Raw genomic sequence first — 25,011 nt, 5'->3', positions numbered from 1 at the left:
TAGATGGCTAGATTAAGAAGAACTATGATGTTTATACCAGGTAACAATCCTTCAATGATAACAGATGGACATATTTATGGTTCTGACTCAATTATGTTTGATTTAGAAGATGCAGTTTCATTGAAGGAGAAGGATTCAGCTAGATTTTTAGTATATAATGCTTTAAAAACAATAGATTATAGAGGCACTGAAACTGTTGTAAGAGTAAATGGCTTAGATACTCCTTTTGGCAGGGATGATTTTGAGGCTATGGTTAGAGCAAAACCTGATATTATTAGGTTACCAAAAACTGATACACCTGAAGATGTAATTGAAGCTGATAAACTTATAACAGAAATAGAAGAAAAGATAAATATTGAAGTGGGAACAATAAAATTAATGGCCGCAATAGAGAGTCCTTTAGGAATAATGAATGCATATAAAATTGCTACGGCTAGTAAGAGATTAGTTGCTATGGCAATTGGGGCAGAAGATTTTGTTACTAATATGAAGACTACAAGATCCTCTGGTGGTGTAGAATTATTAAGTGCTAGAGGTCAATTGCTTTTAGCAGCAAGAGCAGCAGGAATATATGCCCTTGATACTGTATATTCAGATGTTAATAATGATGAGGGTTTTATAGAGGAAGTTAAGTTAATTAAACAGATGGGATTTGACGGAAAATCAGTTATACATCCTAGACAAATAGGTTTAACACATAAAATATATGAACCTACAGAAAAAGAAATACAACATGCAATTAGGGTTTTATATGGGATTAAAGAAGCAGAAAGCAAAGGTTCGGGAGTAATTGCTGTTGATGGAAAAATGGTTGACGGACCAATAGTAGATAGAGCTTATAGGGTTATTGAACTAGCTAAAGCTACAGGTGTATATAAGGAGGATGATTTCATTGGTTAAAAACAGTGTTGGAAGGGATATACCAGAATACATTGAAGGGATTGGGCATTTGAGACCATATGAAAAGCCATTCAGTGTTGTACCAGAAGGAATCAAAGCTGGTTCCAAGTTAAAAAGACCATTACCTCATAAAAGTAAATTAATTAAGAACATAGAAGAAGCAGTGAAGGCTACAGGATTAAAGGATGGTATGACAATCTCATTTCATCATCATTTTAGAAATGGGGACTATATAGTTAATATGGTTGTAGATGTAATTGCAAAGATGGGGATAAAGAATTTAAGATTAGCACCTAGTTCCTTGGGGACATGTCATGGGTCATTAATAGAACATATAAAAAATGGAGTCATTACTAAGATTGAATCCAGTGGAATTAGAGAGCCTCTTGGTACAGCAATTTCTGAGGGAATAATGGATTATCCAGTAATAATCAGATCTCATGGTGGAAGAGCAAGAGCTATTGAATCTGGAGAATTAAAAATAGATGTTGCTTTTTTAGGTGCTCCTTCCTGTGATGAATATGGAAATGCTAATGGATTTAATGGTAAATCTTTATGTGGCTCCTTGGGATATGCAATGGTAGATGCTAAATATGCAGATCAAGTAGTTTTGATAACTGATAATTTAGTTGAATATCCTTGTTTACCTGCAAGCATTAATCAAACTCAAGTTGATTATGTAGTTGTTGTAGATTCAATAGGAAATCCAAAGGGTATAGTTTCAGGAGTAATAAGGCATGATAAAAATCCAAGAGATATTCTAATTGCTGAAAATGCAGTAAAAGCTATTGAAGCATCTGGTTATTTTAAAAACGGTTTTTCATATCAAACAGGGGCATCAGGTGCTTCCTTAGCTGTTACATCCTTGCTAAGAGATAAGATGATAGAAAAAAATATAGTAGGAGGCTTTGGTCTTGGTGGAATTACAGCTCAATTAGTCCAACTACATGAAGAAGGTTTATTTAGAGGGTTATTTGATACTCAATGTTTTGACTTAGTTGCTGCGGAGTCCATAGGAAAGAATCCAAAGCATTTTGAAATAGATGCATCTTTTTATGCCAATCCTCATAACTCAGGACCAGCAGTAAATAACTTGGATATAGTTATGCTTGGAGCTTTAGAAATAGATACAGATTTCAATGTAAATGTCATTGCTGGATCAGATGGAGTAATTAGTCAAGCTTCAGGGGGACATCCAGATACTGCTGCTGGAGCAAAGATGTCTGTAATATTAGCTCCACTAATTAGAGGGAGACTACCTATAGTAGTAGACAGAGTTACAACAGTTGTTACACCTGGGGAAACTGTAGATGTACTTGTGACTGATTATGGAATAGCAGTAAATCCTCTAAGGCAAGATTTAATAGATAATTTTAGGAAAGCTAAGTTACCTTTATATACAATAGATGAACTGCAAAAAATGGCAGAAAAGTTAACGGGAAAGCCAGAAACCATTGAATTTGGTGAAAAAATAGTAGGTATTGTTCAGTACAGAGATGGAACTGTAATTGACATAATTAGACAGGTGAAATAATATATAGTAAGAATCTTAACTGCCTATATGAAATCATATAGGCAGAATTATATTAAATTAAGGAGCCATAAAATGACTAATCATGAATTTAGTATTTATATAAGTAGATTAGCTACTAAATCTATGTTATTTGAAGTATCAGCAACTCCTAAACCAGGTCTTGTAGATAGAGAAAATTCGGGTTCTCATAATGATATGGATTTTTTTACATTTTTAAGCAGTAGTATAGTTTTATCACCTTATTTCTATGAATGTTCTATGGCTGGAATGAAATTTGAAGAAGATGATTATAAGTTTTTATTAAATAATATAAGACCTATTGGCATAGAAGCAGAAAAAAAGATGTTTTACACAACTAATGGTGTAAATACACATAAAGGTTTAATATTTTCTCTTGGAATAATTGCTACTGCTGCAGGAAATTTATTTAAAAAGAAAAACACTGAGTACTTAGAATCAAGAGAGATATGTACCTTAATAAAATTAATGGCTGAGGATTTAACTGAAGAGTTATATCATCTTGATCGAAAAGATAAATTAACCTATGGAGAACAGTTATATAAAAAATATGGAGTAAAGGGCATTAGGGGAGAAGTAGAGTCAGGGTTTGCCACAGTAACAAAATATTCTTTACCTGTTTTTAAAGAATTAATGAGGGAGAACAAATATCATATAAACCATATTTTAGTACAGGTTTTACTTCATTTAATAAGTAATACGGAAGACTGTAATATATTAGGCAGGAATAATATGGAGACTCTCAAGTATGCTCAAGAAAAAGCAAAAGAAGCTATAGAGGTTGGTGGTTATTTAACACCACAAGGGAAAAGATTTGTGAAGCAAATGGATAGAGATTTTGTAGAAAAAAATATTAGTCCAGGTGGTGCAGCAGATTTACTTGCAGTTACTTTAATGTTATATTATTTAGAGAATGGGGATTAATATGATAGATAAAAAAATTTTGATGGAAATATTAAAGTCAAGAGAAGATAGAGAAATAAAACAAAAAGAAATAATTCACAAATATAAAAATAGTATAATATCTTTTACATTAAATATACCTGGATCCAATAAGGATAGCATAGAATATAGGAAAATACATGAGGTAGGTATGAAAACAATTATAAATAATTTAAAAGACAAAGGATATAAAATAGATTATATTGAAGATATATATAAAATTACAGGACCAGAAGGGTATATTTCCTTATGTATTGATCCAATTGAATTAAAGAGGATTACAACAACAATAGAAGAAACTCATAAATTAGGAAGATTATTTGATATAGATGTTTTTGATTCTAATCACAATCAGATAAGCCGAAGAGGTCTGGGATATAATCCAAGGAAATGCTTATTATGTGATAAAGATGCAAAAGTTTGTAGTAGATCAAGTTCTCATTCATTAGAAGAGTTAATTTATAAGGTTAATCAAATATATTGTTCTTATTTTTCAGTACAATAATCATTTTGTAAATAATATTTTGGTTTTTTCAACTAAATTGCTATAATAATAGATACTATATTAGATTTGCATGATTGGAGAGAAAAATATGTCTACTATAAAACTAAAAAAACCAATATCTGAAGAAGTATATGGAAAGTTAAAGTTAAATATCCTTAAAAATCAGCTAAAGCCTGGTGAAAGACTTGTAGAAAGTGATATAGCAAAGAAACTAAAAGTAAGTCGAACTCCAGTTAGAGAGGCATTAAAACAGCTAGAGCAGGACGGTTTAGTAACATACTTTCCAAGAAGAGGTTCAATAGTAAGTGAAATATCTATTGGTGATGCTTTAGAATTATATGAGGTGAGAGAATATCTTGAGGGATTGACGATACGACTTATATGTACAAATATACGCAGAAGTGATGTAAAACTTCTTGAAGAAATAGTCCAAGATATGGAGAATAGTATAAAAGCAAAGAACTATGATAATTTACTTAGTTTACACGCTAAGTGGACTGAAACTATTATTGACTTAACAACCAATAAACAACTTAAAAACCAAATGATAGTTTTAAACGAAAATTTAGGTAGACTTAGAAAAATATCTTTATATAACCTAAACCATACAATAGCAGCTTACCATGAAACGAGAGATATACTTGGAGCAATAATTAATGGAGATGAAGATGAAAGTGAGAGATTGGCTAGATTACATGTAAGAAATGCTAGACAAAGATTTATAGCTAATGCTATGGACAAGGAAGATGAAGGAAGTAAGATTTAATCTTATTTCCTTTTTTGTGTTAGTTACGGATAAAGGTCATAATAAGAGATTAGTCACAAATAACCTTTAAATCTAAAGTCTACATAACCAGCTATTGAGGTATGAGAGAAATTTACTATATAAGTTATTAAATTATAAATAGATTATTTTCAAAATATTCCAAATAGATAAACTTTAAATATTATGATATAAATTGTATTAAATCATTAGACAATTAAATATATTAATAGTAAACTATAGATAAGGTTATAGGGAAACCTAAATTAAATGGAGGTGCGTGTGATGTCATTAAATTATGCAAAGCGTATGGACAACATCAAGGCTTCAGAAATTAGAGAATTATTAAAGTTGACACAACAACCCAATATTATTTCATTTGCTGGTGGTATGCCAGCACCAGAATCTTTTCCAATAGAGGAATTAGTTAAGATTGGAAAAGATGTTTTAGAAAACACAGGAACTCAAGCATTACAATATGGTCCAACAGAAGGATATCAGCCACTTAGAGATGCCATAGCAAAGAGAATGGCAAAGGTAAAAGTAGATGTTAAAGCTGAAAACATATTAGTGACAAGTGGATCACAACAAGGACTTGACTTTGCAGCTAAGATATTTATAAATCCAGGAGATATTATAGTTTGCGAGAGCCCTACATATCTAGGTGCTATCAATGCATTTAAGGCCTATGAACCAAAGTTTATAGAAGTATCTACTGATAAAGATGGTATGAATATGGAAGAATTAGAAGATGTATTAAAGAATAATGAAAACATTAAATTTATATATGTTATTCCAGACTTCCAAAATCCATCAGGTAAGACTTGGTCAGTAGAAAGAAGAATTAGATTAGTAGAATTAGCAAATAAGTATAATATAGGTATAATTGAAGATAATCCGTATGGTGAATTAAGATTTGAAGGTGAAGTATTACCAGCTGTTAAACATTTTGATACAGAAGGAAGAGTAGCTTTCTTAGGGACTTTTTCTAAAATATTATGTCCAGGTTTAAGACTTGGTTGGGTAGCAGCTGATAAAGAATTTTTAAGTAAATTTGTACTTGTAAAACAAGGTGCAGACCTTCAATCAAGTACTATTTCACAAATGGAAGTAGCAAAATTCCTAGAAAAATATAATATAGATGAACATATTCAAAGAATAATTGATATATACAAGGTAAGAAGAGATGTAATGATAAAGACTATGGAGGAAGAGTTCCCAGAAGGAGTAAGCTTTACTTATCCAGAGGGTGGTCTGTTTACATGGGTAGTACTACCTGAATATATGAATGCCAGAGAATTAGCAGTAAAAGCATTAGAACAAAATGTTGCATATGTACCAGGTGGCTCTTTCTTCCCTAATGGAGGAAATGAAAATACCTTTAGATTAAATTATTCAAATATGAATGAAGAAAAAATAGTAGAAGGTATTAAGAGGCTTGGGAAAGTAATAAAAGAATCTATGAGATAGTTATTAATTATAAATTAGAAGATCAAGAGATTAATAAATAAAAAGATCTTTATATTATGATATGCTCCCCTTATAGCAGACAGTTAAAATAATAAACTGTGGGCTATGAGGAGGAGCCTATTTTTATGGGAAGAAAAAGATTTTTTGAATTAATAATTAGCGTTAGCTTTAGGTAATCTTACTTCTATAGTAGTGCCCTTACCTTCAATACTTGAAAGAGATACTTTGCCACCATGATGCTCCACAGTGTGTTTTACTATAGATAGACCAAGACCTGTACCATTTACTTTTTTTGAACGAGATTTATCCACCCTATAAAATCGCTCAAAGACTCTGTCTTGTTTTTCAGAAGGAATACCAACACCAGTATCCATAACTTTAAGAATACCCCAGTTATCAATAGAATATATTTCTAGATCAACTTTCCCATTAAGTTTATTATATTTTATAGCATTATCTACTAAATTAAATATTAAATCTTCAATCATTCTTTGATTTCCTTTTATAATTGTACTTTTTCCAGTTATATTTAGGGAGATATTTTTTTCCCTTGCATTAATTTCCAGATTTGAGCATACAAATTGTGTTATAGAAAGTAAATCTATTGAAGAAAATTCTCTATTAATAGACAAATCATCAAGTTGTGATAGTTTGATAATGGAATCTATAAGACTTAAAAGCCTCTTACCTTCTTTTTGGATAATAGAAGCAGCTCTTTTAATATCATCATCGTTAGACATTCCAGTTTCTATCATTTCGGCAAATCCATTTATAGAGGTTAGAGGAGTTTTTAGTTCATGACTTACATTTGCAGTAAATTCTCTTCTTATTTTTTCTGTCTTTTTTAAAGATTCAATATAATTTTCAATTTGCTTTTTCTGTATTTCAATAGTTCTAATAAATGGTTGAAGTTCTTCATACACTGTGCTATCTGCAACATCTCCACCAGATAATATACTTTCAATATTATAGGAAGCTATTTCTATAGGTTTAATTATCTTTGATGTTAAAATGGAGGAAATAATGTATAAAAATATTAAGATAAAGACTAATAGTCCAGCCATGGCAGGTAATATTCCTATGAAAGTATGTTTTATATCCTGAATAGGCTTAGATATCCTTACTACTTTATCATCTATCTTTAAATCATAAGAAGATAGCTCTTTTTCTTGGGGTAGATTATTAATATCATAGATGTTGATATTAATATCATCTATAATATCTTTTGGATTATAATATTCATAGAATAAAAAAACTAGGACTATAGAAGTAATAATAGCAGTTATAGTAGCTATTACTGCAAGATTATAATATATCTTTCTTTCCAAACTTTACCCTCCTATCTTATAACCCACATTTCTTATGGTTTGAATGATTTTACCAGTATCACCAAGCTTTAATCTTAGGGTTCTTATATGAACATCTACAGTTCTGCTTTCTCCTTCAAAATCAGTTTCCCATACTTCGCTCATTATTTTATCTCGAGATAAAACGATATTTTTATTTTTCAATAGGTAATGTAATAGTTCAAATTCTTTAAAGGTCAAATTAATTTCTTTTTCATCTACAGTTACAACTCGTCTTTTTTCGTCTAAACATAAGTTATCTATACATAATAAACTTTGTGTATCTTCTAATTTAATACTACGGCGAAGGACAGCATTGACTCTAGATATTAGTTCCATTACTCCAAAGGGTTTTGAGATATAATCATCTGCTCCCATATCAAGACCTTTTACCTTATCATATTCACTAGTTTTTGCAGTAAGCATAATTATGGATGCATCTTTAGTGATGCTGTTTTTTCTTATATTACTGAGTATTTTATAGCCATCATCTCCAGGTAACATTATATCTAGTAAAATCAAATCTGGAACTTTAACTTTAATTTCATTATAGAGTTCATCAGCATTTTCAAAGCCTTTAACTTCAAACCCATTATTTTTTAATGCGTAAAGGACTAATTCTCTAATACTTTCATCATCTTCAACATAGTAAATTGTTTTCATAAAACCACCTTCCTATGAGTTAATAGACACAGGTTGCTTATAAAGCTGTCAATTTAAACCATTAATATATTTGATTTAATTATATCATTAAAAGTATATTATAAAACCAAAGAAGAATGAAAATCCTCTTTGGTCTATTTTTAAATTTTATAATTTCCTTCATAATGTTCCCCTGTAATAGAGTAATAAACCCATTCTGCTATATTCTGTGCATGATCTCCGATTCTTTCAAAATATTTAGCTATCATTATGAGGTCTATTGCCTGTTCACCATAAGAAGCACTTTCCCTGATTAACTCAATTAATTCATCTTTAATTATATTAAATAAATTATCTACAACATCATCATATTCAATAACAGATTTTACAAGTTCTAAATCTTTTCTAACATAAGCGTCGATACTATCTTTTACCATTTTTATAGTAGCTTCTGCCATTTGAGGTATATGAATAAGCTGTTTTATATATTCTTGACCAGCAAGCCATATAGTTATCTCCGAAATATCAGAAGCCTGGTCACCAATTCTTTCCATATCAGTAATCATCTTTAATGCTGATGATATCATCCTTAAATCACTGGCTACAGGTTGTTGATGTAATAATAACTTTAGACATCTTCTCTCTATACTTTTTTCTATATCATTTACTTCTTTATCACCTTCCACAACTCGTTTTGCAAGCTCTATATTTTGTTCAATTAAGGCAGTAACAGCGGCCTCTATGGAACTTTCAATAATATTTCCCATTTCTATAAGTTCTTCATTTAATAATTCTAATTCTTTATCAAATCTATTTCTCATACAAATCAATCCTTCCTATCCAAATCTTCCTGTTATATAGTCTTCCGTACGTTTATCCCTTGGCTTAGAGAATATAAGGTCAGTATCTTCAAATTCTATTAATTCTCCATTTAAGAAAAATGCAGTTTTATCTGAAATACGAGTTGCTTGTTGCATATTATGAGTTACCATAACAACTGTATAATTATCTTTTAATTCCTGTACTAAGTCTTCGATTTTGGCAGTGGATATAGGGTCAAGAGCAGATGTAGGCTCATCTAAAAGTAATACTTCTGGGTCAACAGCTAAGGCTCTTGCTATACAAATCCTCTGTTGCTGTCCACCAGATAATTCAAGGGCATTTTTCTTTAATCTATCCTTTACTTCATCCCATATAGCAGCATTATGAAGACTTTTTTCTACAATATCATCAAGAGTACTTTTTGATTTTATGCCATGAGTACGAGGACCAAAGGCAATATTATCATATATGCTCATTGGGAAAGGGTTTGGTTTTTGAAAAACCATGCCTACACGTTTTCTTAAAAGGTTTACATCAATATTGCCATTACCATTTCCATTACTATATATATTTTTCCCATCTAACAAAATACTTCCTTCTATTCTACATCCTTCAACTAAATCATTCATTCTATTAAGTGTTTTAAGAAATGTTGATTTACCACAGCCTGACGGACCAATAAAGGCAGTTATTAGATTTTTTTCTATATTAATATTTATATCTTTAAGAGCTTGAAAGCTACCATAATATAAATTTAAATTTTCAACTATAATTTTATTCATTTAAATCCCCCTTAGATAATCTTTTAGCTATTAATGAAGATGCTCCATTAATTCCAATTACAACAATTAAAAGTACTACAGCAGTTGCATAAGCTTCATTAGTATATAGTCCTTCACTAGAAAGGGAGTACATATGAATTGCTAAGGTTCTGCCTGATGAAAATAAATTTTTAGGTATTTGTGGTACTGTACCAGCAGTATATATAAGTGCTGCAGTTTCACCTACAATTCGTCCTATTGCAAGAATAACTCCAGCCAATATTCCAGGCATAGCAGTAGGTAAAACTATTTTAAATATAGTTCGTAGTTTACCAGCACCTAATCCAAAGCTAGCCTCTCTAAGAGTATCTGGGACTGCTAGGAGAGCTTCTTCAGTTGCTCTAATTATGAGGGGGAGAATCATAATTGCAAGAGTACAAGCTCCAGCAGCCATTGAAAAACTCCAACCTAAATATGTTACAAAGAATAATAATCCAAATAATCCATATACAATAGATGGAATTCCCGATAATGTCTCAGTTGTTAATCTTATTATTTCAACTAATTTATTGTCACTCTTTGCATATTCAATAAGATAGAATCCAGTGAATATTCCAATAGGGGATGCAATTATTAAAGCTAAAAAAGTCATTATAAGAGTAGTAATTATTGCAGGAAGCAAAGAAACATTTTCTGTAGTGTATTCTAAAGCAAATAATGAAGGCTTTAGATATGGGATTCCTTTAATTAATATATATCCAATTATAGCGAATAAAGTAAAGAAGGTTGCAAAGGCTGAAAATATAACAAGCCCTTTAATTAATTTACTAAGTTTATTCAATTATGCCACCTTCCTTTTTAAAATAGAAAATAGTCCATTTAAAAGCAGTATAAATATAAATAATACTACTCCTGTTGCAATCAATGCTTCTCTATGGAGATCGGCTGCATATCCCATTTCTATTACAATATTAGCAGTTAAAGTACGTATTCCCTTTAATAAACCCTTAGGCATACGAGCTTGATTTCCAGCTACCATAATTACTGCCATGGTTTCCCCTATGGCTCTACCGATTCCAAGCACTATAGACGAAAGGATTCCTGATTTTGCTGCAGGTAACATTGCAAAGAATACTGAATATTCATGGGTTGCACCTAAGGCAATAGCTCCTTCATAATAGCTGCTAGGTACTGACTTAATAGCTGCTTCTGAAAGTCCTATTATGGTGGGTAAAATCATTATTCCAAGAAGTATGGAAGCTGTCAATATACTAGAACCTGTACCACTAAATAATTTTCTAATCAAAGGTACTAATACAACAAGACCAAAAAATCCATATATAATAGAAGGAATTCCAGCCATTAGGTTTACTGCAGGTTTTAAAATTTTATATAGCTTTTCAGGGCAGAACTTAGCTAGAAATATAGCAGTTAAAATGCCAATAGGTACTCCGAGAATTATAGCACCAGCAGTTACATAAATGCTTCCCACAATCATAGGAAATATTCCAAAAGATGGGGGGATGTTTGAAGGTGACCAATCCTTACCTAGTAAAAAATTAAATACTCCAATTTTCCCAATAGCAGGTATTCCATTGGAAAACATAAAATAACATATTAAAATTACTGATATTATAGAGAAAGAAGCGGAGATAAAGAATATTATCTCCATTAATTTCTCAAAGAAATTTGATTTCATTTAATCACCTGCTTTTCTATTTAATGTCGCTCCAATTAATAAGTTCACCTATGAATATGTTTTTTATATTTTCTAAAGATATATCCGTTAAAGTATTTTCTGGATGAGTAATTACTGCAATACCATCTAATGCTATAGCTATATCTTTAAGTTCTGATTTTTCGCTATCCTTTAAAGCTCTTGAAGCCATGCCTATATCACAAGTTCCATCTATAGCAGCTTGCATACCAGCTGATGAGTCTGATTGTTGTACTTCTATTTGAGCATTTGGATTAATTTTAATATATGCTTCCCTAAGTTTTTCCATAACAGGTGTAACAGAGGAAGAACCTGCTACTACAATTTTGCCAGTTGGTTTAGAACCATTGTAAGGTTCTGCATTATCATCTACAGCTATATAGCTTTTAGAAACAACTTCTTGCCCTTCTTTACTCATTATAAAATCTATAAAGTCCTTAGCTATTTCAGAGATATCACCTTTTGTTGCTATGTTAAAAGGTCTAGCTATTTTATAACTGCCATTTTTAATATTTTCAGTTGTAGGGGCTATGCCATCTACATTTAATGCTTTTACTGTATTATTAAGGGAACCTGTTGATACATAACCTATTGCATATTCATTTCCAGCAACTGTTGTAAGTACAGTATCTGTTTTCATTTGGGTTATAGCTTCTTTTGTAGTTCTATCAATTTTTTTTCCAGTACCATCTTTTTCTTCTACTCCTGTTAACTCTACAAAAGCACCTCTTGTACCAGAGCCTTCTTCTCTAGTAACTACTACAATTTCTTCTGAAAGATTAAAATCATTTTTAGCATCCTTATTTTCTTTAACATTTGTGTTCGTTACATTTTCTTTACCTTGATTATTTGATTTACACCCTATAAGAAGTGATGCTACTAAAATAAAAGATAATAATAAAGTAATTATTTTTTTCAATTTAATTCCTCCCTTTAATTTCATTGTTTGTTTTTAGTATATAGAATAAATGTTAAATCCATTGTTATGGCAATGTTAAATCTATGTAAAATATATAGATTTTTTCTTCTTCAACAAACTATAAAGATTGATTAATCGGATTTTAAGAGGGTAAAAACAGGTCGAAGGAAAAGAAAGTTGGCTGCTAGAATTAAGTATAAAAACATTTATTAAATTGTTTTAATTATTAGGAGGCGTATATATGTTTTTTAAAACTACAGAGCAACATGAGAATTTGAGAGCAATAATCAGACAGTTTGCCGAAGAAGAAGTTAAACCTATTGCATTTATATTGGATCAAGAAAATAAATTTCCTTCGGAAGCAATTAAAAAATTAGGAGATATGGGTATGATGGGAATACCATATTCCAATGAATATGGTGGAGCAGGCCTTGATGTAATTAGCTATGCAATAGCCGTTGAAGAACTATCAAGAGTAGATGGTGGTACAGGTGTAATCCTTTCTGCTCATACATCCTTAGGTGCATATCCGATTTCTGCCTATGGAACAGAAGAGCAGAAACAAAAATATTTAATTCCCTTAGCAAGGGGAGAAAAGATTGGAGCCTTTGGTCTTACTGAGGAAAATGCAGGTAGTGATGCGGGAGGTACAGAAACAACAGCGGTATTAGAAGGTGACTATTATATATTAAATGGAGAAAAGATTTATATTACCAATGGAGGTGAAGCAGATACTTATATAGTTTTTGCAGTTACAACACCAGATATAGGAACTCGTGGTATTAGTGCATTTATTGTTGAAAAGGGATGGGAAGGATTTACCTTTGGTAAACACTATGATAAGATGGGTATTCGTTCTTCTGCCACTTCAGAGCTTATTTTTAACAATGTAAAAGTTCCTAAGGAAAACTTATTAGGTAAAGAGGGTCAAGGTTTTAAGATTGCAATGTCAACCTTAGATGGAGGTCGTATTGGTATTGCAGCTCAGGCACTTGGTATTGCTCAAGGTGCTTATGAAAATGCATTGGAATATTCAAAGGAAAGAGTTCAATTTGGAAAACCTATCTGTCAACAGCAGGTTATTTCCTTTAAATTAGCTGATATGGCAACAAAGCTTAGAGCGGCTAGATTTTTAGTTTATAGTGCAGCGGAGTTAAAGGAAAATAATGAGCCTTATGGTGCTGAAGCTGCTATGGCAAAAATGTATGCTTCAGAAATTTGCCTTGATGTTGTAAACGATGCTCTTCAAATATTTGGTGGAAGTGGCTATCTAAAAGGTATGGATATTGAGCGTGCTTATAGGGATGCTAAGATTTGTACAATATATGAAGGAACTAATGAAATCCAACGTATTGTTATAGCTGCTAATATTATAGGTAAAATGCCAAAGACAGACAATGGAGGTAAAGCTCCTAAGATTGGTCCAGCTACAGGTTATCGTAAGAAGATTATTTTTAACAGTGGTACTCCTAAGGAGAGGGTCGATGAACTTGTAAAGGCTCTTAAAGCGGAGGGTTATGATTTTACCGTTGGTATACCTATTGATACTCCAATAATTAAAGCAGATAGAGTAGTAAGTGTGGGTCTGGGAATAGGAGCAAAGGAAAATATGAAACTTATAGAGGATTTGGCAATTCAAGCTGGGGCAGCTATAGGTTCATCTCGTCCAGTAGCTGAAGATCTTAAATATGTACCATTAAATCGCTATATTGGTCTATCAGGTCAAAAATTTAATGGCAATCTTTATATAGCCTGTGGTATTTCAGGAGCAGGTCAACATTTAAAAGGTATAAAGGATGCTACAACAATTGTTGCAATAAATATAGATCCTAATGCAAAAATATTTAAGAATTCAGATTATGGTATTGTTGGTGATGTAATGGAGGTATTACCACTACTTATTGAAGCTTTAGATAATGGGGAGCCTAAAAAAGAAGCACCACCTATGAAGAAGATGAAAAAAGCTATTCCAAAGAAGGTTTCTCCAACTTGGAAATATCATGTATGTAATGGATGTGGTTATGAATATAATCCAGCAGTAGGTGATCCAGAGGGTGAAATAAGTCCAGGTACAACCTTTGAGAAATTACCTGAAGAGTGGACCTGTCCTTCCTGTGGTGAAGAAAAGGATATGTTTATAGAGGCATAATAAATATAAATATTAATAAGATATTTTAATTATAAAGGGGGATTATTATATGCATTGCGTTAGAAGTATAACTGATGATCTTTATTGGATTGGTGGTAATGATCGCCGTCTTGCTTTATTTGAAAACATTCATCCAATAGAGAAAGGTGTATCCTATAACTCTTATTTATTATTAGATGAAAAAACAGTATTATTTGATACTGTTGACTGGGCAATTTGTCGTCAGTTTCTTGAAAATATTAAGGCTGTATTAGGTGATAGAACTTTGGATTATATGGTGATCAATCATATGGAGCCAGACCATGCAGCTTGTATTGAAGAGATTATTCTCCGTTATCCAAATATAAAGATTATATGTACGGAAAAGGCTTCTTTATTTATGCATCAATTTGGATTTAGTATTGATGATAAGGTGATAAAAGTAAAAGACGGAGATAGTATGTCCTTTGGAAAACATAATCTTGTATTTGTTACAGCTCCAATGGTTCATTGGCCAGAGGTAATGGTAACCTATGATACCACTAATGGTGTGCTATTTTCTGCTGATGCCTTTGGTTCATTTGGTGCTTTAGATGGTAAGCTATTTAACGATGAGGTAAATTTTGATAGAGATTGGATTGATGAAGCTAGAAGATATTATACTAATATTGTAGGAAAATATGGTCCTCATGTTCAATCTCTTCTAAAAAAAGCAGGAAATCTTGATATAAAGATTATCTGTCCGTTACATGGACCTGTTTGGCGTAGGGATTTGGGGTATTTTATAGATAAGCATGATAAATGGAGCCGCTATGAGCCAGAAGAAAAGGGGGTAATGATAGTTTATGGAACTATGTATGGAAATACAGAAGCTTCTGCTAATTATTTAGCAACAAAATTAGTTGAAAAGGGAATGAAAAATGTAGTTATGTATGATGTTTCAAAAACTCATGTATCCTATTTAATTGCTGAAACATTTAAATACAGTCATGTAGTTCTTGCCTCTGTAACCTACAATTTAAAGATTTATCCACCAATGTTAAACTATATAATGGATATGAAGGCATTAAATCTTCAAAAGCGTACTTTTGCCATTATAGAAAATGGGTCTTGGACTCCTCAATCAGGGAAATTAATCCGTGAACTTTTAAATGAAATGAAGGAGATGACTATTTTAGATAATGATATAACATTAACTTCTAGTATGAAAGTAGAAGATTGTGACTCAATGGATTCTATGGCTGACAGTATTATTGAATCTATGAAATAATTACCTTGCATACTTTATGTATTAATGATATAATATTTTGGTAAATCCTTGCTCTATCTTTAGGATAGAGCCGATAGTCCATAGGGAGGTGAAAGGCATGAGAAAGTATGAAGCGGTGTTTATCTTTTTACCAAGTGAAGAGGAAAAGAGAGTTCAAATCCTTGAAAGATTCAAGGGTATAATTGAAGCAAATGGAACTATTATAAACATTGATGAGTGGGGTATTAGAAAACTTGCATATCTAATTGATGATATTGGTGAAGGATACTATGTACTTATAAATTTTGAAAGTACACCAGAAGTTATCAAAGAATTAGATAGGGTTGCTAGAATTTCTGACAGCATTATGAGACATATGATCATTAGAGAAGATGAATAATCTAAGGGTAGGTGAGAATATTGAATAATGTTGTATTAATAGGAAGGTTAACAAGAGACCCAGAATTAAGGTATATACCTGGTAGTGGTGCTGCTGTTGCAAGATTTGGAATAGCAGTTGATAAGGGGCTTTCCAGAGAAAAAAAGCAGGAAATGGAATCTAGAAATCAGCCAACGGCAGATTTTATAAATATAACCGTATGGGGTAAACCGGCGGAAAACTGTGCTAATTACTTAGTAAAAGGTAGGTTAGTAGGTATCCAAGGTAGAATTCAAACTGGCTCCTATGAAAAAGATGGAGTTAAAGTATATACAACGGAAGTTGTAGCTAATAATGTTGAATTCTTAGAATGGGGAGATAAAAATAAATCCTCAGATTTTAATGATTCTGGCCTAGATTTTGGTGGTATAGAAGGCTTCCATCCCACTGATAATGATGACATTCCATTCTAGAAGGAGGGTAAGAAGATGCAAAGAAGATTTAAACCAAGAAAAAGAGTTTGTAGCTTTTGTGTAGATAAATCAAATCATATAGATTATAAAGATATAAATAAGCTTAAAAAATATATAACAGAAAGAGGAAAAATTCTTCCTAGAAGAATTTCTGGAAACTGTTCAAAACATCAAAGAGAGCTTACAATAGCTATAAAAAGAGCAAGACAAGTAGCATTATTACCATATAGTGCAGAATAAGAGAGGATACCCTCTCTTATTTTTTTAAAGACTTTTCAATTGACTTATTTCCCTATACTTTGTATTATTTTAATAAGGTAAAATATAAAATTAAAGGATGGGAATGAGATGAAAAATAAAGATATAGATATTATAAAAAATATGAAAACTGTAGAATGGCTTAAGGCTCAGTTACTTAATACTGTAGCTAACCTATATTCTACTTTGGCAGATGGAGAAGAGAGTACAAAGGAAAACCTTGAGGACATTATTTCAAATCTTATATTAGAATCCTTACTTTTGGGTAAAAGATTAGGGCTAGATTATGAAAATATAGAATCTGCATTAAGGGATAATATCAAGCTCAACCTAATAGAAGAACATAAAATAGAAAAATGGTATGGAGATTTAAGTATATTGCTGGAATTTATTGATAAACATAAAGATTAGGGGTGAAATTTTTGAAGAATAATGATAAGATAAAGAAAAGTACCATAGAGAGCATAATAGTAATATCAATAATGGCCTTATATATAGTATATGGTATTCATGTTGTGCCTTTGTTAATGTTATTTATTCCAATACCCTTTGCAATATTAGGTATAAGAAATGGGATATATATAAATGTAATAAGTATAACGGCAACATCGCTAATAATAGGAGTACTTCTTGGATTTATATCAGGAGTTTCAATTATTCTTATATTTGCACCGCTAAGTCTTGCATTAAATTATTGTATTAGCAAAAGAAAAAGTAGTATGGAAACAATATTGATTACTACCATTGCATTTTTCATTTCTTTTTTAGTCCTAATAGGATTAGAGGCAAATATATCAGACTTAAATTTAACTAAGCAATTGGAAAATAATTTCACACAGTTATTAACCATGCAAATAGATATGTTAAATGAAATGGGAATGTCAAAATATGAAGTTCTTAGAACAACAGATTTACTAGAAAATGCATATAAGACCATTATCATACTTATACCATCTTTAATATCAATTTTCTCTTTAGTTGTAAGTTATGTTAATCTACTCTTTTCATCTATTATACTTAGAAAAATGGGATACGGAATTACAAATTATAAAAAGTTTTCTAAATTTAAACTACCTAATAATATTATTCCTGGAATTGGAATAATGCTTTTTACAGCTTTTATAATAAAGACATTGAAAATACAATATCATGAAGCATTATTAATTAATATTACATTTTTAATTAGCTTTGTATTTTTCCTTCAGGGATTAGCAGTTTTAGATTTTCTTTTAATTAAATCTAAACTCCATTTAGTATTTAGAATTTTAATTATTTCTTTAAATATTATATTTATACCTATGAGTAGTATTTTGTTTTTTATAGGTATTTTGGATTCAATCTTTGATATAAGAAAAATAAGAAGGCGAAAATCCTTATAGGAGGATATTATGAAAAATAAAAAGATACTATTATGGCAGGATAGTTATATCTACCTTATAGCAATAGGGGTATTAGTTATTATTCTATCCCTTTATCAACCTATATTGTCTGTATTAGGTATAGTTCTAATAGCTTATTTAATAATTTACAATATAAAAAGTGCTAACAAGAAAGAAAAGGAATTTCAAAGATATATAGAAGGATTGGGAGATGAGTTTGAATCTGCAACTAAACATGCAATATTTAATATGCCCTTTCCTTTGGTTATATTAGATGAGAATAGTAATATATCTTGGTATAATACACCATTTTTAAAGTTAATGGGGGAAATTGAGTTATTAAACGAAAAACTATCTGATTTAATACCAGGAATTAATTTGGATAGGATATTTAAAGAAAATGATATGAAACCATTAGATATAAAGTATGGAAATAGGGATTACAAAGTATATCCAAATTTAGTTGATACAAAAAAGACTAATAGTACCAATAATATGATAGTTATGCTTTATTGGGTGGATAATACGAATTTGGTAAATTTAGAGCAAAAATATAATAAAGAAAAGTTAGTAGTTGCATTGGCATATGTAGATAATTATGATGATGTAAAAAGTAGTACTCCAGAGGTAAATAGACCATTAGTAATGGCAGAGATAGATAAAAATATTAACTCTTATTTTACTAAATATAATGGGGTTGTAAGAAAATATGAGAATGATAAATATTTTATTATTATAGAAAATAGCGGATTTAAAAATGTTGAAAGTAAAAAATTTGATATATTAGATCAAATAAGAGAATTAGATTTAGGAAATACAATACCTATTACATTAAGTATGGGAGTTGGAGCAGGAGGTAGTAATCCCTTTGAAGCCTATGAAAAAGCAAGAGCGGCAATAGATATTGCATTAGGTAGGGGAGGAGATCAAGCTGTAGTTCAAGTTAGAAGTCAACTAAGCTTCTATGGTGGAAAAACAAAAGCTATAGAAAAGCGAAACAAAGTAAAGGCTAGGGTAATTGGATACGCTTTAAGACAACTTATAGACCAAGCAGATAAAGTGTTTGTAATGGGACATAAAAATCCAGATATGGACTCCTTTGGTGCAGGCGTAGGAGTATTACGTGCGGTGAAGGACAGGAATAAAGAAGGTTATTTAATTTTAAGTGGAGAAAATCCTTCTATTAAAAATATTTATGATAGAATGTTAAAAGAACAACCTGAACTTCTAGAGCAAATTGTAACACCGGAGAAAGGACTAGAATTAGCAAATGATAGTTCTTTAATGGTAGTAGTAGATAATCATAAGCCAAGCTTTACAGAGGCACCAGAACTTCTAGACCTTATATCTAAGGTAGTAGTTATAGATCACCATAGACGGGGAGTAGAATTTATAAAGGATCCTGTACTAACTTATTTAGAGCCATATGCATCTTCTACCTGTGAGTTAGTTACAGAAGTATTGTCTTATATGAGTGATAAAATAAATTTAACAAAATTTGAAGCTGAGGCTTTAATGGCAGGTATTACTGTAGATACAAAGAATTTTAGTTTTCAAACAGGAGTAAGGACATTTGAAGCAGCATCTACATTAAAGCGAGCAGGAGCCGATACTACAGTAGTAAGGCAACTATTTAGGGATGATTATAATACATTTATATATAAAGCAGAAGTAGTAAAATCTTCAAAAATTATATTTGATAAAATCGCCATAGGCAGGCTTGAAACTCAAATGGAAGATTCACTTTTAATAGCTGCCCAAGCGGCAAATGAATTACTTAATATTAATGGAGTTGAAGCCTCTTTTGTAATGACCTATGTAAACCATAAGCTTCATATTAGTGGAAGGTCTTTAGGAAATATATCTGTACAATTAATACTTGAAAGTCTTGGAGGCGGTGGTCATCTAACTAGTGCCGGGACTCAGCTGGATAATGTAACCATGGATGAAGCAGAGATTATACTTACAGAAACCATAGATAAATTTTTAAAGGAAGGTGAAGAAGAATGAAATTAATATTATTGAAAGATGTGAAGGGATTAGGTAAAGAGGGAGATTTAGTAAATGCGAAGGACGGCTATGCTAGAAACTTTTTATTACCAAAGGGCGATGCTGTAGAGGCAACACCAGCTAATCTAAAGAAATGGAAGGAAGAGAAGGCAAAAGAAGAAGAAAGAAAGAAAAATGAATATAATGAGGCCTTAAAACTTAAAGAAAAAATAGATTCTATTACAGTAACAATTCAAGGGAAAGCCGGAGAAGGTGGAAGACTATTTGGTTCTATTACATCAAAAGATATAGCTGATGCATTAAAATCACAACATAAGATAGATGTGGATAAGAGAAAAATAGAATTAAAGGATAATATAAAGTCCCTTGGTAATACTCAAGTTGATGTAAGAGTGTATGCAGAGGTAGTAGCCAAGCTAAATGTTAATATAAAAGAACAATAATGAGGTGGGAAAAGTGGAAAGTGGATTGATTGGACGCATTCCTCCCCATAGTCTAGAGGCAGAGCAATCAGTTCTTGGGGCTATGATTTTAGATAAAGAAGCTATAAACACTGCAATTGAAATAATCAGACCAGATGATTTCTATAAGGAAGCTAATAAAGAGATATTTGAAGCAATATTGATATTATTTAATAAAAATGAACCAGTAGATTTAATTACTTTATCAGAAGAACTTAAAAGACGGGGAACATTGGAAAATACAGGAGGAGTTACTTATCTTGCAAATCTATCCAGTGGAGTAGCAACCACTGCTAATGTTAAATACTATTGTAAAATAGTAGAGGAAAAATCAATACTTAGGAGATTGATTAAGTCATGTGATGATGTAATAGTTAAATCCTATGAAAATTCAGATGAAGTAAATGCGATAATAGAAAATGCAGAAAAGGCCATATTTGATATAACCCAAGGAAGACATAGAGAAGGTTTCTCTCCTCTTAATGAAGTATTATTATCTAGTTTTTCTCAGATAGAAGAAAGAGCTGCAAACCAAGGAACTTTGACAGGTTTAACTACTGGGTTTATAGATTTAGATAATAAATTATCTGGATTACAAAAATCAGATTTAATATTATTAGCAGCTAGACCATCTATGGGAAAGACTGCTATTTCTGTAAATATTGTAACAAATGCTGCTTTAAAGGCTAATGCAAAGGTAGCTGTATTTTCTTTAGAGATGTCCAAGGAACAGTTAGTACAAAGAATGATATCAGCCACTGCCCATGTAGACCTTCAAAAGATAATTTCAGGTAGATTGTCTGAAGAAGAATGGATACAAGTTATAAATGCTATGGGTCCATTATCTCAAGCAGAGATATTCATAGATGATACAGCTGGGATTTCTTTAATGGAAATGAAAGCAAAATGTAGGAGATTGAAGATAGAAAAAGGTTTAGACCTTGTAATGATAGATTATTTGCAGTTAATGCAATTAGATGGACGTCAAGAAAGTAGACAACAAGAAATTTCAGCTATTTCTAGAGGATTGAAAGCTTTAGCCAAAGAAATGGAATGTCCTGTAATAGCTTTATCTCAGCTTAGTCGTGCACCTGAACTTAGGACGGATCATAGACCAATACTATCGGACTTAAGGGAGTCTGGTGCAATAGAACAGGATGCTGACGTTGTACTATTCTTATATAGGGATGAATATTATCATGAAGACTCAGAAAAGAAAAATATTGGAGAAGTAATTATAGCAAAGCACAGAAATGGACCAACGGGAAGTTTGGAATTGGTGTTTAAGAAGGAATTTACTAAATTTGTTAATATGGCAAGGGAATAACAATTAACGATTAGCAATTAACAAAGAATAATTATTAAGATCTAAAGAGACTAAGGATTACAATAGACTTTTTTCATTGTAATCCTGTTTATTATTTACTTATAGGAATTTTTATTCTTAAGGCAATAATCTGATTAGTTAAAAGATATTTAATAATAAGTTTAAAACTGTTAATCGTTAATTGTAAATTGATCGACGGGGTGATTACTTTGGAGATTAAGGGTAAAAGAATTATCATAAAAGATTTACAACTTGAAGACGTATATGAAATGAGGAATTGGGGAAGTCATGAGAATCCTTTGATAGAGGATTATAATTTTCCTCCAATGAATAATAAGGAAATAAAGATTTGGTATGGAATGAAAGCAAGGAAGTTATTTAATAAATATTATGGTATACGGAATGAAGAAGGATATTTAATAGGATATATGGGAATAAAGGATATAAGAATAATTAGGAGAGAGTCTACATTAGGTATAGTTTTAGATCCTAACCATGTAGATAAGGGATACGGGACGGAAATTTTAGATACATTTTTAAGATATTATTTTACTAAAATGAATATGAGAAAAATGTTCTTAGAAGTTGCAGAGTTTAACAAGAGAGCATATAGGGTTTATGAAAAGATAGGTTTTAAGCCAGTGGCATATTATCTTGATGAATTTTTTGATTCAGGATTAGATTTGTCTAATATGTATTATTTGGAACAAAAATCTTCTTTTGTAATAGGGGATAAAAAGATATATAATTATATTTATAAAATGGTTTTGACTAAGAAAAGATTTTTTGAAATTAGGAAATAATTGATATAAATATTGGAGTTGATAATATGAGTTTCACCCTTGAAACTACAGATATGGATTTAGGTGATACCCCTATAGAAAATATTTTTATAAATGATTTTATGCCCATGGCAAATGGAACTTATGTCAAAGTATATTTACTAGGGTATAAATATGCTCATGATAGAGATGAAAAAATAGAGGTAAATAATAAAACCATAGCAAAACACTTAGAAATACCTTTGGAAGATGTATTAAGGGCTTGGGATTTTTGGGAAAGCAAAGGAATAATAAAAAAGATTCCTAGAGAGGAAGATAATAAATATAACTATAAAGTAAAATTTTTAAATTTAAAGCAATTATACATAAAAAATAACCTTAGCCTATTTAATAGTAGAGAAGAAATCATTAAAAAACCAAAATCCATTACTCCTCAAGAATTAATTGATGCAAATCAAATACCTGCTATAAATAAAATGTTTAATCAGATAGATTATATAATGCGAAGGCAGACAGTAACTACTGAAAAACAAAAAGTATTATCTTGGATAGAAAATTATAATATGAATCCAGATGTAATAGAGAAAGCTTTTTTTTATGGAGTAGAAAGAAAAGGACAAAGAAATGTAAATTATATAGAGGGTATTATAAGGAATTGGTATGATAGTGGACTTACAAACATGGATGCAATAATAGAACATTTTAAGAACCAAGATGAAAAATTTTATAGATATCAAAAAGTTATGAGAGCTTTAGGGTTTGATAATAGAAGCATTACACAGGGTGAGATGAAAGTAATTGATAAGTGGTTTGAAGAATATAAATTCCCATTGGAGATAGTACTTAAAGGATGTGAAGCTTCATCTAAGGTTTCAAATCCTAGTGTCAATTATATTGACGGAGTCCTTAAATCATGGTATGAAAAAGATATTAAGACTTTAGAAGATATTGAGGTAAAGGACAAACCTAAAGAGAAAAAAGAATATAGAGTAGTAAAACCTGCTCAGGGAAAGGGTACACCACTTAAGACAAGATTTCATAATTTTGAGCAAAGAACAGATAAGTATACATCTGAGGAATTGGAAACCATTGCAAGAAGGAAGAGGGAAGCTTATAACCAGAAGGTAAAAGGAGAAGTATAAATATGTATAAAGATATATTGAAAGAACTTTCAATTGAGTATGAGAGAAAAAGAGATAAACAATTACATGAACAGAGAATAAGAAAAGAAAAGGTGTATAGAAAGATACCTGCAATTAAAAGGATAGATGAGGATATTCTTAAAACAGGTCTTTCCATGTCCAAATATATAATAGGTAATCCACATAAATATAAAGAAAGTATAGAAAATGCAAAAAAGATAATTGAAAAGCTAAAAATGGAGAAAGCTTATTTAATGACCGAATCCAATATTCCGGTGGACTATATGGATATTAAATATGACTGTGAGAGTTGTAAAGATACAGGGTATCTGGATACTGGTAATCAATGCAATTGTTTGAAACAAGCCTTAGTATCTCGTGCATATAAAATGTCTAACATAGAAAATGTTCTTCAAAAAGAAAATTTTAAATCTTTTAATATTAATATATTTAAAGATGAGCCCTTTGAAAATGAAAGAATGACACCTAGGGAAAACATGATAGATATAGTAGGTATAGCAGAGGGTTTTATTAGCAACTTTACTGAAAACAATGGAGAAAATTTGTTGCTTTATGGTACTACAGGTTTAGGCAAAACATTTTTATGTAATTGTATAGCTAAATCTCTCTTAGATAAAAACAAAATAGTAATATATCAAACTGCATTTACAATACTTGAAATAATAGAAAAACATAGATTTGGAAAAGACACTAGAAATTACAATGACTATCAATACAATTTATTATTTGAAGCAGATTTACTTATTATAGATGATTTAGGCACAGAAGTAGCTAATACATTTACTAATGCGGAGATATTTAATATTGTAAATACTAGAATAATAGCAGGTAAAAAAACTATAATATCAACTAATCTAACACCGAAGGAAATATCCGATACATATACGGATAGGGTGTTTTCTAGGATATTGGATAAATTTATTCCTCTTAAGTTTTATGGACATGATCTTAGATGGGAATGATTATGACCTAACCCGATTTGTGCTTTTGCAAATCGTAGGTAGGTCAAACGCAATGAGCACCAAACTTGTACCAATGTAATGAGTGAACAAATTTCAGTCTC

General features: G+C 31.0%; 26 protein-coding genes. 19 read left to right on the top strand and 7 right to left on the bottom strand.

Annotated elements, in window-relative coordinates; genetic code table 11:
• The first annotated feature begins 3 nt into the window (after positions 1-3).
• The 6 genes from citE to RT714_RS01820 all read left to right on the top strand — a co-directional run bounded on the left by citE (position 4) and on the right by RT714_RS01820 (position 6,132).
• Positions 4-900, top strand: coding sequence for a citrate (pro-3S)-lyase subunit beta (gene citE / locus RT714_RS01845; RefSeq protein WP_313755903.1), 897 nt, complete (start codon positions 4-6; stop codon positions 898-900).
• Entirely contained in the window at positions 884-2,434 is a 1,551-nt protein-coding gene (citF, locus tag RT714_RS01840) for a citrate lyase subunit alpha (protein WP_313755902.1), read from the top strand. Before citE ends, citF begins: the two co-directional genes overlap by 17 nt.
• Positions 2,435-2,506: 72 nt before the next feature.
• Positions 2,507-3,376 carry a triphosphoribosyl-dephospho-CoA synthase CitG gene (gene citG / locus RT714_RS01835; protein WP_313755901.1) on the top strand — a complete coding sequence of 290 codons (870 nt, stop codon included), beginning with the start codon at positions 2,507-2,509 and terminating at the stop codon, positions 3,374-3,376.
• A gap of 1 nt (position 3,377) precedes the next feature.
• Positions 3,378-3,899 carry a citrate lyase holo-[acyl-carrier protein] synthase gene (gene citX, locus RT714_RS01830; RefSeq protein WP_313755900.1) on the top strand — a complete coding sequence of 174 codons (522 nt, stop codon included), beginning with the start codon at positions 3,378-3,380 and terminating at the stop codon, positions 3,897-3,899.
• Positions 3,900-3,987: 88 nt separating this feature from the next.
• Entirely contained in the window at positions 3,988-4,665 is a 678-nt protein-coding gene (locus RT714_RS01825) for a GntR family transcriptional regulator (protein ID WP_313755899.1), read from the top strand.
• A 282-nt stretch (positions 4,666-4,947) separates the two neighbouring features.
• Positions 4,948-6,132, top strand: a complete 1,185-nt coding sequence (locus tag RT714_RS01820; RefSeq protein ID WP_313755898.1) for a PLP-dependent aminotransferase family protein — start codon at positions 4,948-4,950, stop codon at positions 6,130-6,132.
• 149 nt (positions 6,133-6,281) lie between these two features.
• Here the strand turns inward: RT714_RS01820 and RT714_RS01815 are convergent, their stop codons facing one another.
• The 7 genes from RT714_RS01815 to RT714_RS01785 all read right to left on the bottom strand — a co-directional run bounded on the left by RT714_RS01815 (position 6,282) and on the right by RT714_RS01785 (position 12,339).
• Positions 6,282-7,460 (bottom strand): ATP-binding protein, encoded by a 1,179-nt coding sequence (locus tag RT714_RS01815; RefSeq protein WP_313755897.1) that lies wholly within the window; start codon positions 7,458-7,460, stop codon positions 6,282-6,284.
• Positions 7,461-7,463: 3 nt separating this feature from the next.
• Entirely contained in the window at positions 7,464-8,141 is a 678-nt protein-coding gene (locus tag RT714_RS01810; protein ID WP_313755896.1) for a response regulator transcription factor, read from the bottom strand.
• Between the two features lie 140 nt (positions 8,142-8,281).
• Positions 8,282-8,941 (bottom strand): phosphate signaling complex protein PhoU, encoded by a 660-nt coding sequence (gene phoU, locus RT714_RS01805; RefSeq protein ID WP_313755895.1) that lies wholly within the window; start codon positions 8,939-8,941, stop codon positions 8,282-8,284.
• Positions 8,942-8,956: 15 nt separating this feature from the next.
• Positions 8,957-9,724, bottom strand: a complete 768-nt coding sequence (pstB, locus tag RT714_RS01800) for a phosphate ABC transporter ATP-binding protein PstB (protein ID WP_313755894.1) — start codon at positions 9,722-9,724, stop codon at positions 8,957-8,959.
• Entirely contained in the window at positions 9,717-10,544 is an 828-nt protein-coding gene (gene pstA / locus RT714_RS01795; protein ID WP_313755893.1) for a phosphate ABC transporter permease PstA, read from the bottom strand. Before pstA ends, pstB begins: the two co-directional genes overlap by 8 nt.
• Complete coding sequence (pstC, locus tag RT714_RS01790) at positions 10,545-11,402, bottom strand: phosphate ABC transporter permease subunit PstC (RefSeq protein ID WP_313755892.1); 858 nt, start codon at positions 11,400-11,402, stop codon at positions 10,545-10,547.
• A gap of 16 nt (positions 11,403-11,418) precedes the next feature.
• Positions 11,419-12,339 carry a substrate-binding domain-containing protein gene (locus RT714_RS01785; RefSeq protein WP_313755891.1) on the bottom strand — a complete coding sequence of 307 codons (921 nt, stop codon included), beginning with the start codon at positions 12,337-12,339 and terminating at the stop codon, positions 11,419-11,421.
• Positions 12,340-12,580: 241 nt separating this feature from the next.
• On the opposite strand from RT714_RS01785, the gene RT714_RS01780 reads away from it, so the two are divergent.
• The 13 genes from RT714_RS01780 (at position 12,581) to RT714_RS01720 (ending at position 24,910) form a co-directional block, all read left to right on the top strand.
• Complete coding sequence (locus tag RT714_RS01780) at positions 12,581-14,488, top strand: acyl-CoA dehydrogenase family protein (protein WP_313755890.1); 1,908 nt, start codon at positions 12,581-12,583, stop codon at positions 14,486-14,488.
• 49 nt (positions 14,489-14,537) lie between these two features.
• Positions 14,538-15,737, top strand: coding sequence for an FprA family A-type flavoprotein (locus tag RT714_RS01775; protein WP_313755889.1), 1,200 nt, complete (start codon positions 14,538-14,540; stop codon positions 15,735-15,737).
• 97 nt (positions 15,738-15,834) lie between these two features.
• Positions 15,835-16,116, top strand: coding sequence for a 30S ribosomal protein S6 (gene rpsF, locus RT714_RS01770; RefSeq protein ID WP_072976765.1), 282 nt, complete (start codon positions 15,835-15,837; stop codon positions 16,114-16,116).
• A 20-nt stretch (positions 16,117-16,136) separates the two neighbouring features.
• Positions 16,137-16,568, top strand: coding sequence for a single-stranded DNA-binding protein (locus tag RT714_RS01765; RefSeq protein WP_313755888.1), 432 nt, complete (start codon positions 16,137-16,139; stop codon positions 16,566-16,568).
• Positions 16,569-16,583: 15 nt separating this feature from the next.
• Positions 16,584-16,808 carry a 30S ribosomal protein S18 gene (gene rpsR / locus RT714_RS01760; protein ID WP_072976760.1) on the top strand — a complete coding sequence of 75 codons (225 nt, stop codon included), beginning with the start codon at positions 16,584-16,586 and terminating at the stop codon, positions 16,806-16,808.
• 108 nt (positions 16,809-16,916) lie between these two features.
• Positions 16,917-17,237, top strand: a complete 321-nt coding sequence (locus RT714_RS01755; RefSeq protein WP_313755887.1) for a MazG-like family protein — start codon at positions 16,917-16,919, stop codon at positions 17,235-17,237.
• 11 nt (positions 17,238-17,248) lie between these two features.
• Positions 17,249-18,205: a DUF2232 domain-containing protein gene (locus RT714_RS01750; RefSeq protein ID WP_313755886.1), complete on the top strand. Its 957-nt coding sequence runs from the start codon at positions 17,249-17,251 to the stop codon at positions 18,203-18,205.
• A gap of 9 nt (positions 18,206-18,214) precedes the next feature.
• Complete coding sequence (locus RT714_RS01745; protein WP_313755885.1) at positions 18,215-20,215, top strand: DHH family phosphoesterase; 2,001 nt, start codon at positions 18,215-18,217, stop codon at positions 20,213-20,215.
• Positions 20,212-20,658, top strand: a complete 447-nt coding sequence (gene rplI, locus RT714_RS01740) for a 50S ribosomal protein L9 (protein ID WP_313755884.1) — start codon at positions 20,212-20,214, stop codon at positions 20,656-20,658. Before RT714_RS01745 ends, rplI begins: the two co-directional genes overlap by 4 nt.
• A gap of 13 nt (positions 20,659-20,671) precedes the next feature.
• The gene (dnaB, locus tag RT714_RS01735; RefSeq protein ID WP_313755883.1) at positions 20,672-22,003 is read left to right on the top strand and encodes a replicative DNA helicase; all 1,332 of its coding nucleotides are present in this window, start codon (positions 20,672-20,674) and stop codon (positions 22,001-22,003) included.
• Positions 22,004-22,212: 209 nt separating this feature from the next.
• Positions 22,213-22,806, top strand: coding sequence for a GNAT family protein (locus RT714_RS01730; protein WP_313755882.1), 594 nt, complete (start codon positions 22,213-22,215; stop codon positions 22,804-22,806).
• Positions 22,807-22,832: 26 nt separating this feature from the next.
• Positions 22,833-23,927, top strand: a complete 1,095-nt coding sequence (locus tag RT714_RS01725; RefSeq protein ID WP_313755881.1) for a DnaD domain protein — start codon at positions 22,833-22,835, stop codon at positions 23,925-23,927.
• A gap of 2 nt (positions 23,928-23,929) precedes the next feature.
• Entirely contained in the window at positions 23,930-24,910 is a 981-nt protein-coding gene (locus RT714_RS01720) for an ATP-binding protein (protein ID WP_313755880.1), read from the top strand.
• The last annotated feature ends 101 nt before the right edge of the window (positions 24,911-25,011 follow it).

Origin of the sequence: Tissierella sp., from assembly GCF_032104385.1 — a bacterium.
In the GTDB taxonomy this organism is placed as follows: domain Bacteria; phylum Bacillota; class Clostridia; order Tissierellales; family Tissierellaceae; genus Tissierella.
The sequence above is the reverse complement of the archived record's forward strand: the minus strand, read 5'-3'. Positions and strand labels throughout refer to the sequence as shown.

Bases quoted from the DNA above. Each gene is read 5' to 3' on its own strand.
- RT714_RS01820 (WP_313755898.1), top strand. From the start codon at position 4,948: ATGTCATTAAATTATGCAAAGCGTATGGACAACATCAAGGCTTCAGAA.
- citF (WP_313755902.1), top strand. From the start codon at position 884: ATGATTTCATTGGTTAAAAACAGTGTTGGAAGGGATATACCAGAATAC.
- RT714_RS01810 (WP_313755896.1), bottom strand. From the start codon at position 8,141: ATGAAAACAATTTACTATGTTGAAGATGATGAAAGTATTAGAGAATTA.
- RT714_RS01720 (WP_313755880.1), top strand. From the start codon at position 23,930: ATGTATAAAGATATATTGAAAGAACTTTCAATTGAGTATGAGAGAAAA.
- rpsF (WP_072976765.1), top strand. From the start codon at position 15,835: ATGAGAAAGTATGAAGCGGTGTTTATCTTTTTACCAAGTGAAGAGGAA.
- RT714_RS01745 (WP_313755885.1), top strand. From the start codon at position 18,215: ATGAAAAATAAAAAGATACTATTATGGCAGGATAGTTATATCTACCTT.
- RT714_RS01780 (WP_313755890.1), top strand. From the start codon at position 12,581: ATGTTTTTTAAAACTACAGAGCAACATGAGAATTTGAGAGCAATAATC.
- RT714_RS01725 (WP_313755881.1), top strand. From the start codon at position 22,833: ATGAGTTTCACCCTTGAAACTACAGATATGGATTTAGGTGATACCCCT.
- citG (WP_313755901.1), top strand. From the start codon at position 2,507: ATGACTAATCATGAATTTAGTATTTATATAAGTAGATTAGCTACTAAA.
- RT714_RS01775 (WP_313755889.1), top strand. From the start codon at position 14,538: ATGCATTGCGTTAGAAGTATAACTGATGATCTTTATTGGATTGGTGGT.
- pstC (WP_313755892.1), bottom strand. From the start codon at position 11,402: ATGAAATCAAATTTCTTTGAGAAATTAATGGAGATAATATTCTTTATC.
- citE (WP_313755903.1), top strand. From the start codon at position 4: ATGGCTAGATTAAGAAGAACTATGATGTTTATACCAGGTAACAATCCT.
- rpsR (WP_072976760.1), top strand. From the start codon at position 16,584: ATGCAAAGAAGATTTAAACCAAGAAAAAGAGTTTGTAGCTTTTGTGTA.
- citX (WP_313755900.1), top strand. From the start codon at position 3,378: ATGATAGATAAAAAAATTTTGATGGAAATATTAAAGTCAAGAGAAGAT.
- phoU (WP_313755895.1), bottom strand. From the start codon at position 8,941: ATGAGAAATAGATTTGATAAAGAATTAGAATTATTAAATGAAGAACTT.
- RT714_RS01825 (WP_313755899.1), top strand. From the start codon at position 3,988: ATGTCTACTATAAAACTAAAAAAACCAATATCTGAAGAAGTATATGGA.
- pstB (WP_313755894.1), bottom strand. From the start codon at position 9,724: ATGAATAAAATTATAGTTGAAAATTTAAATTTATATTATGGTAGCTTT.
- RT714_RS01755 (WP_313755887.1), top strand. From the start codon at position 16,917: ATGAAAAATAAAGATATAGATATTATAAAAAATATGAAAACTGTAGAA.
- rplI (WP_313755884.1), top strand. From the start codon at position 20,212: ATGAAATTAATATTATTGAAAGATGTGAAGGGATTAGGTAAAGAGGGA.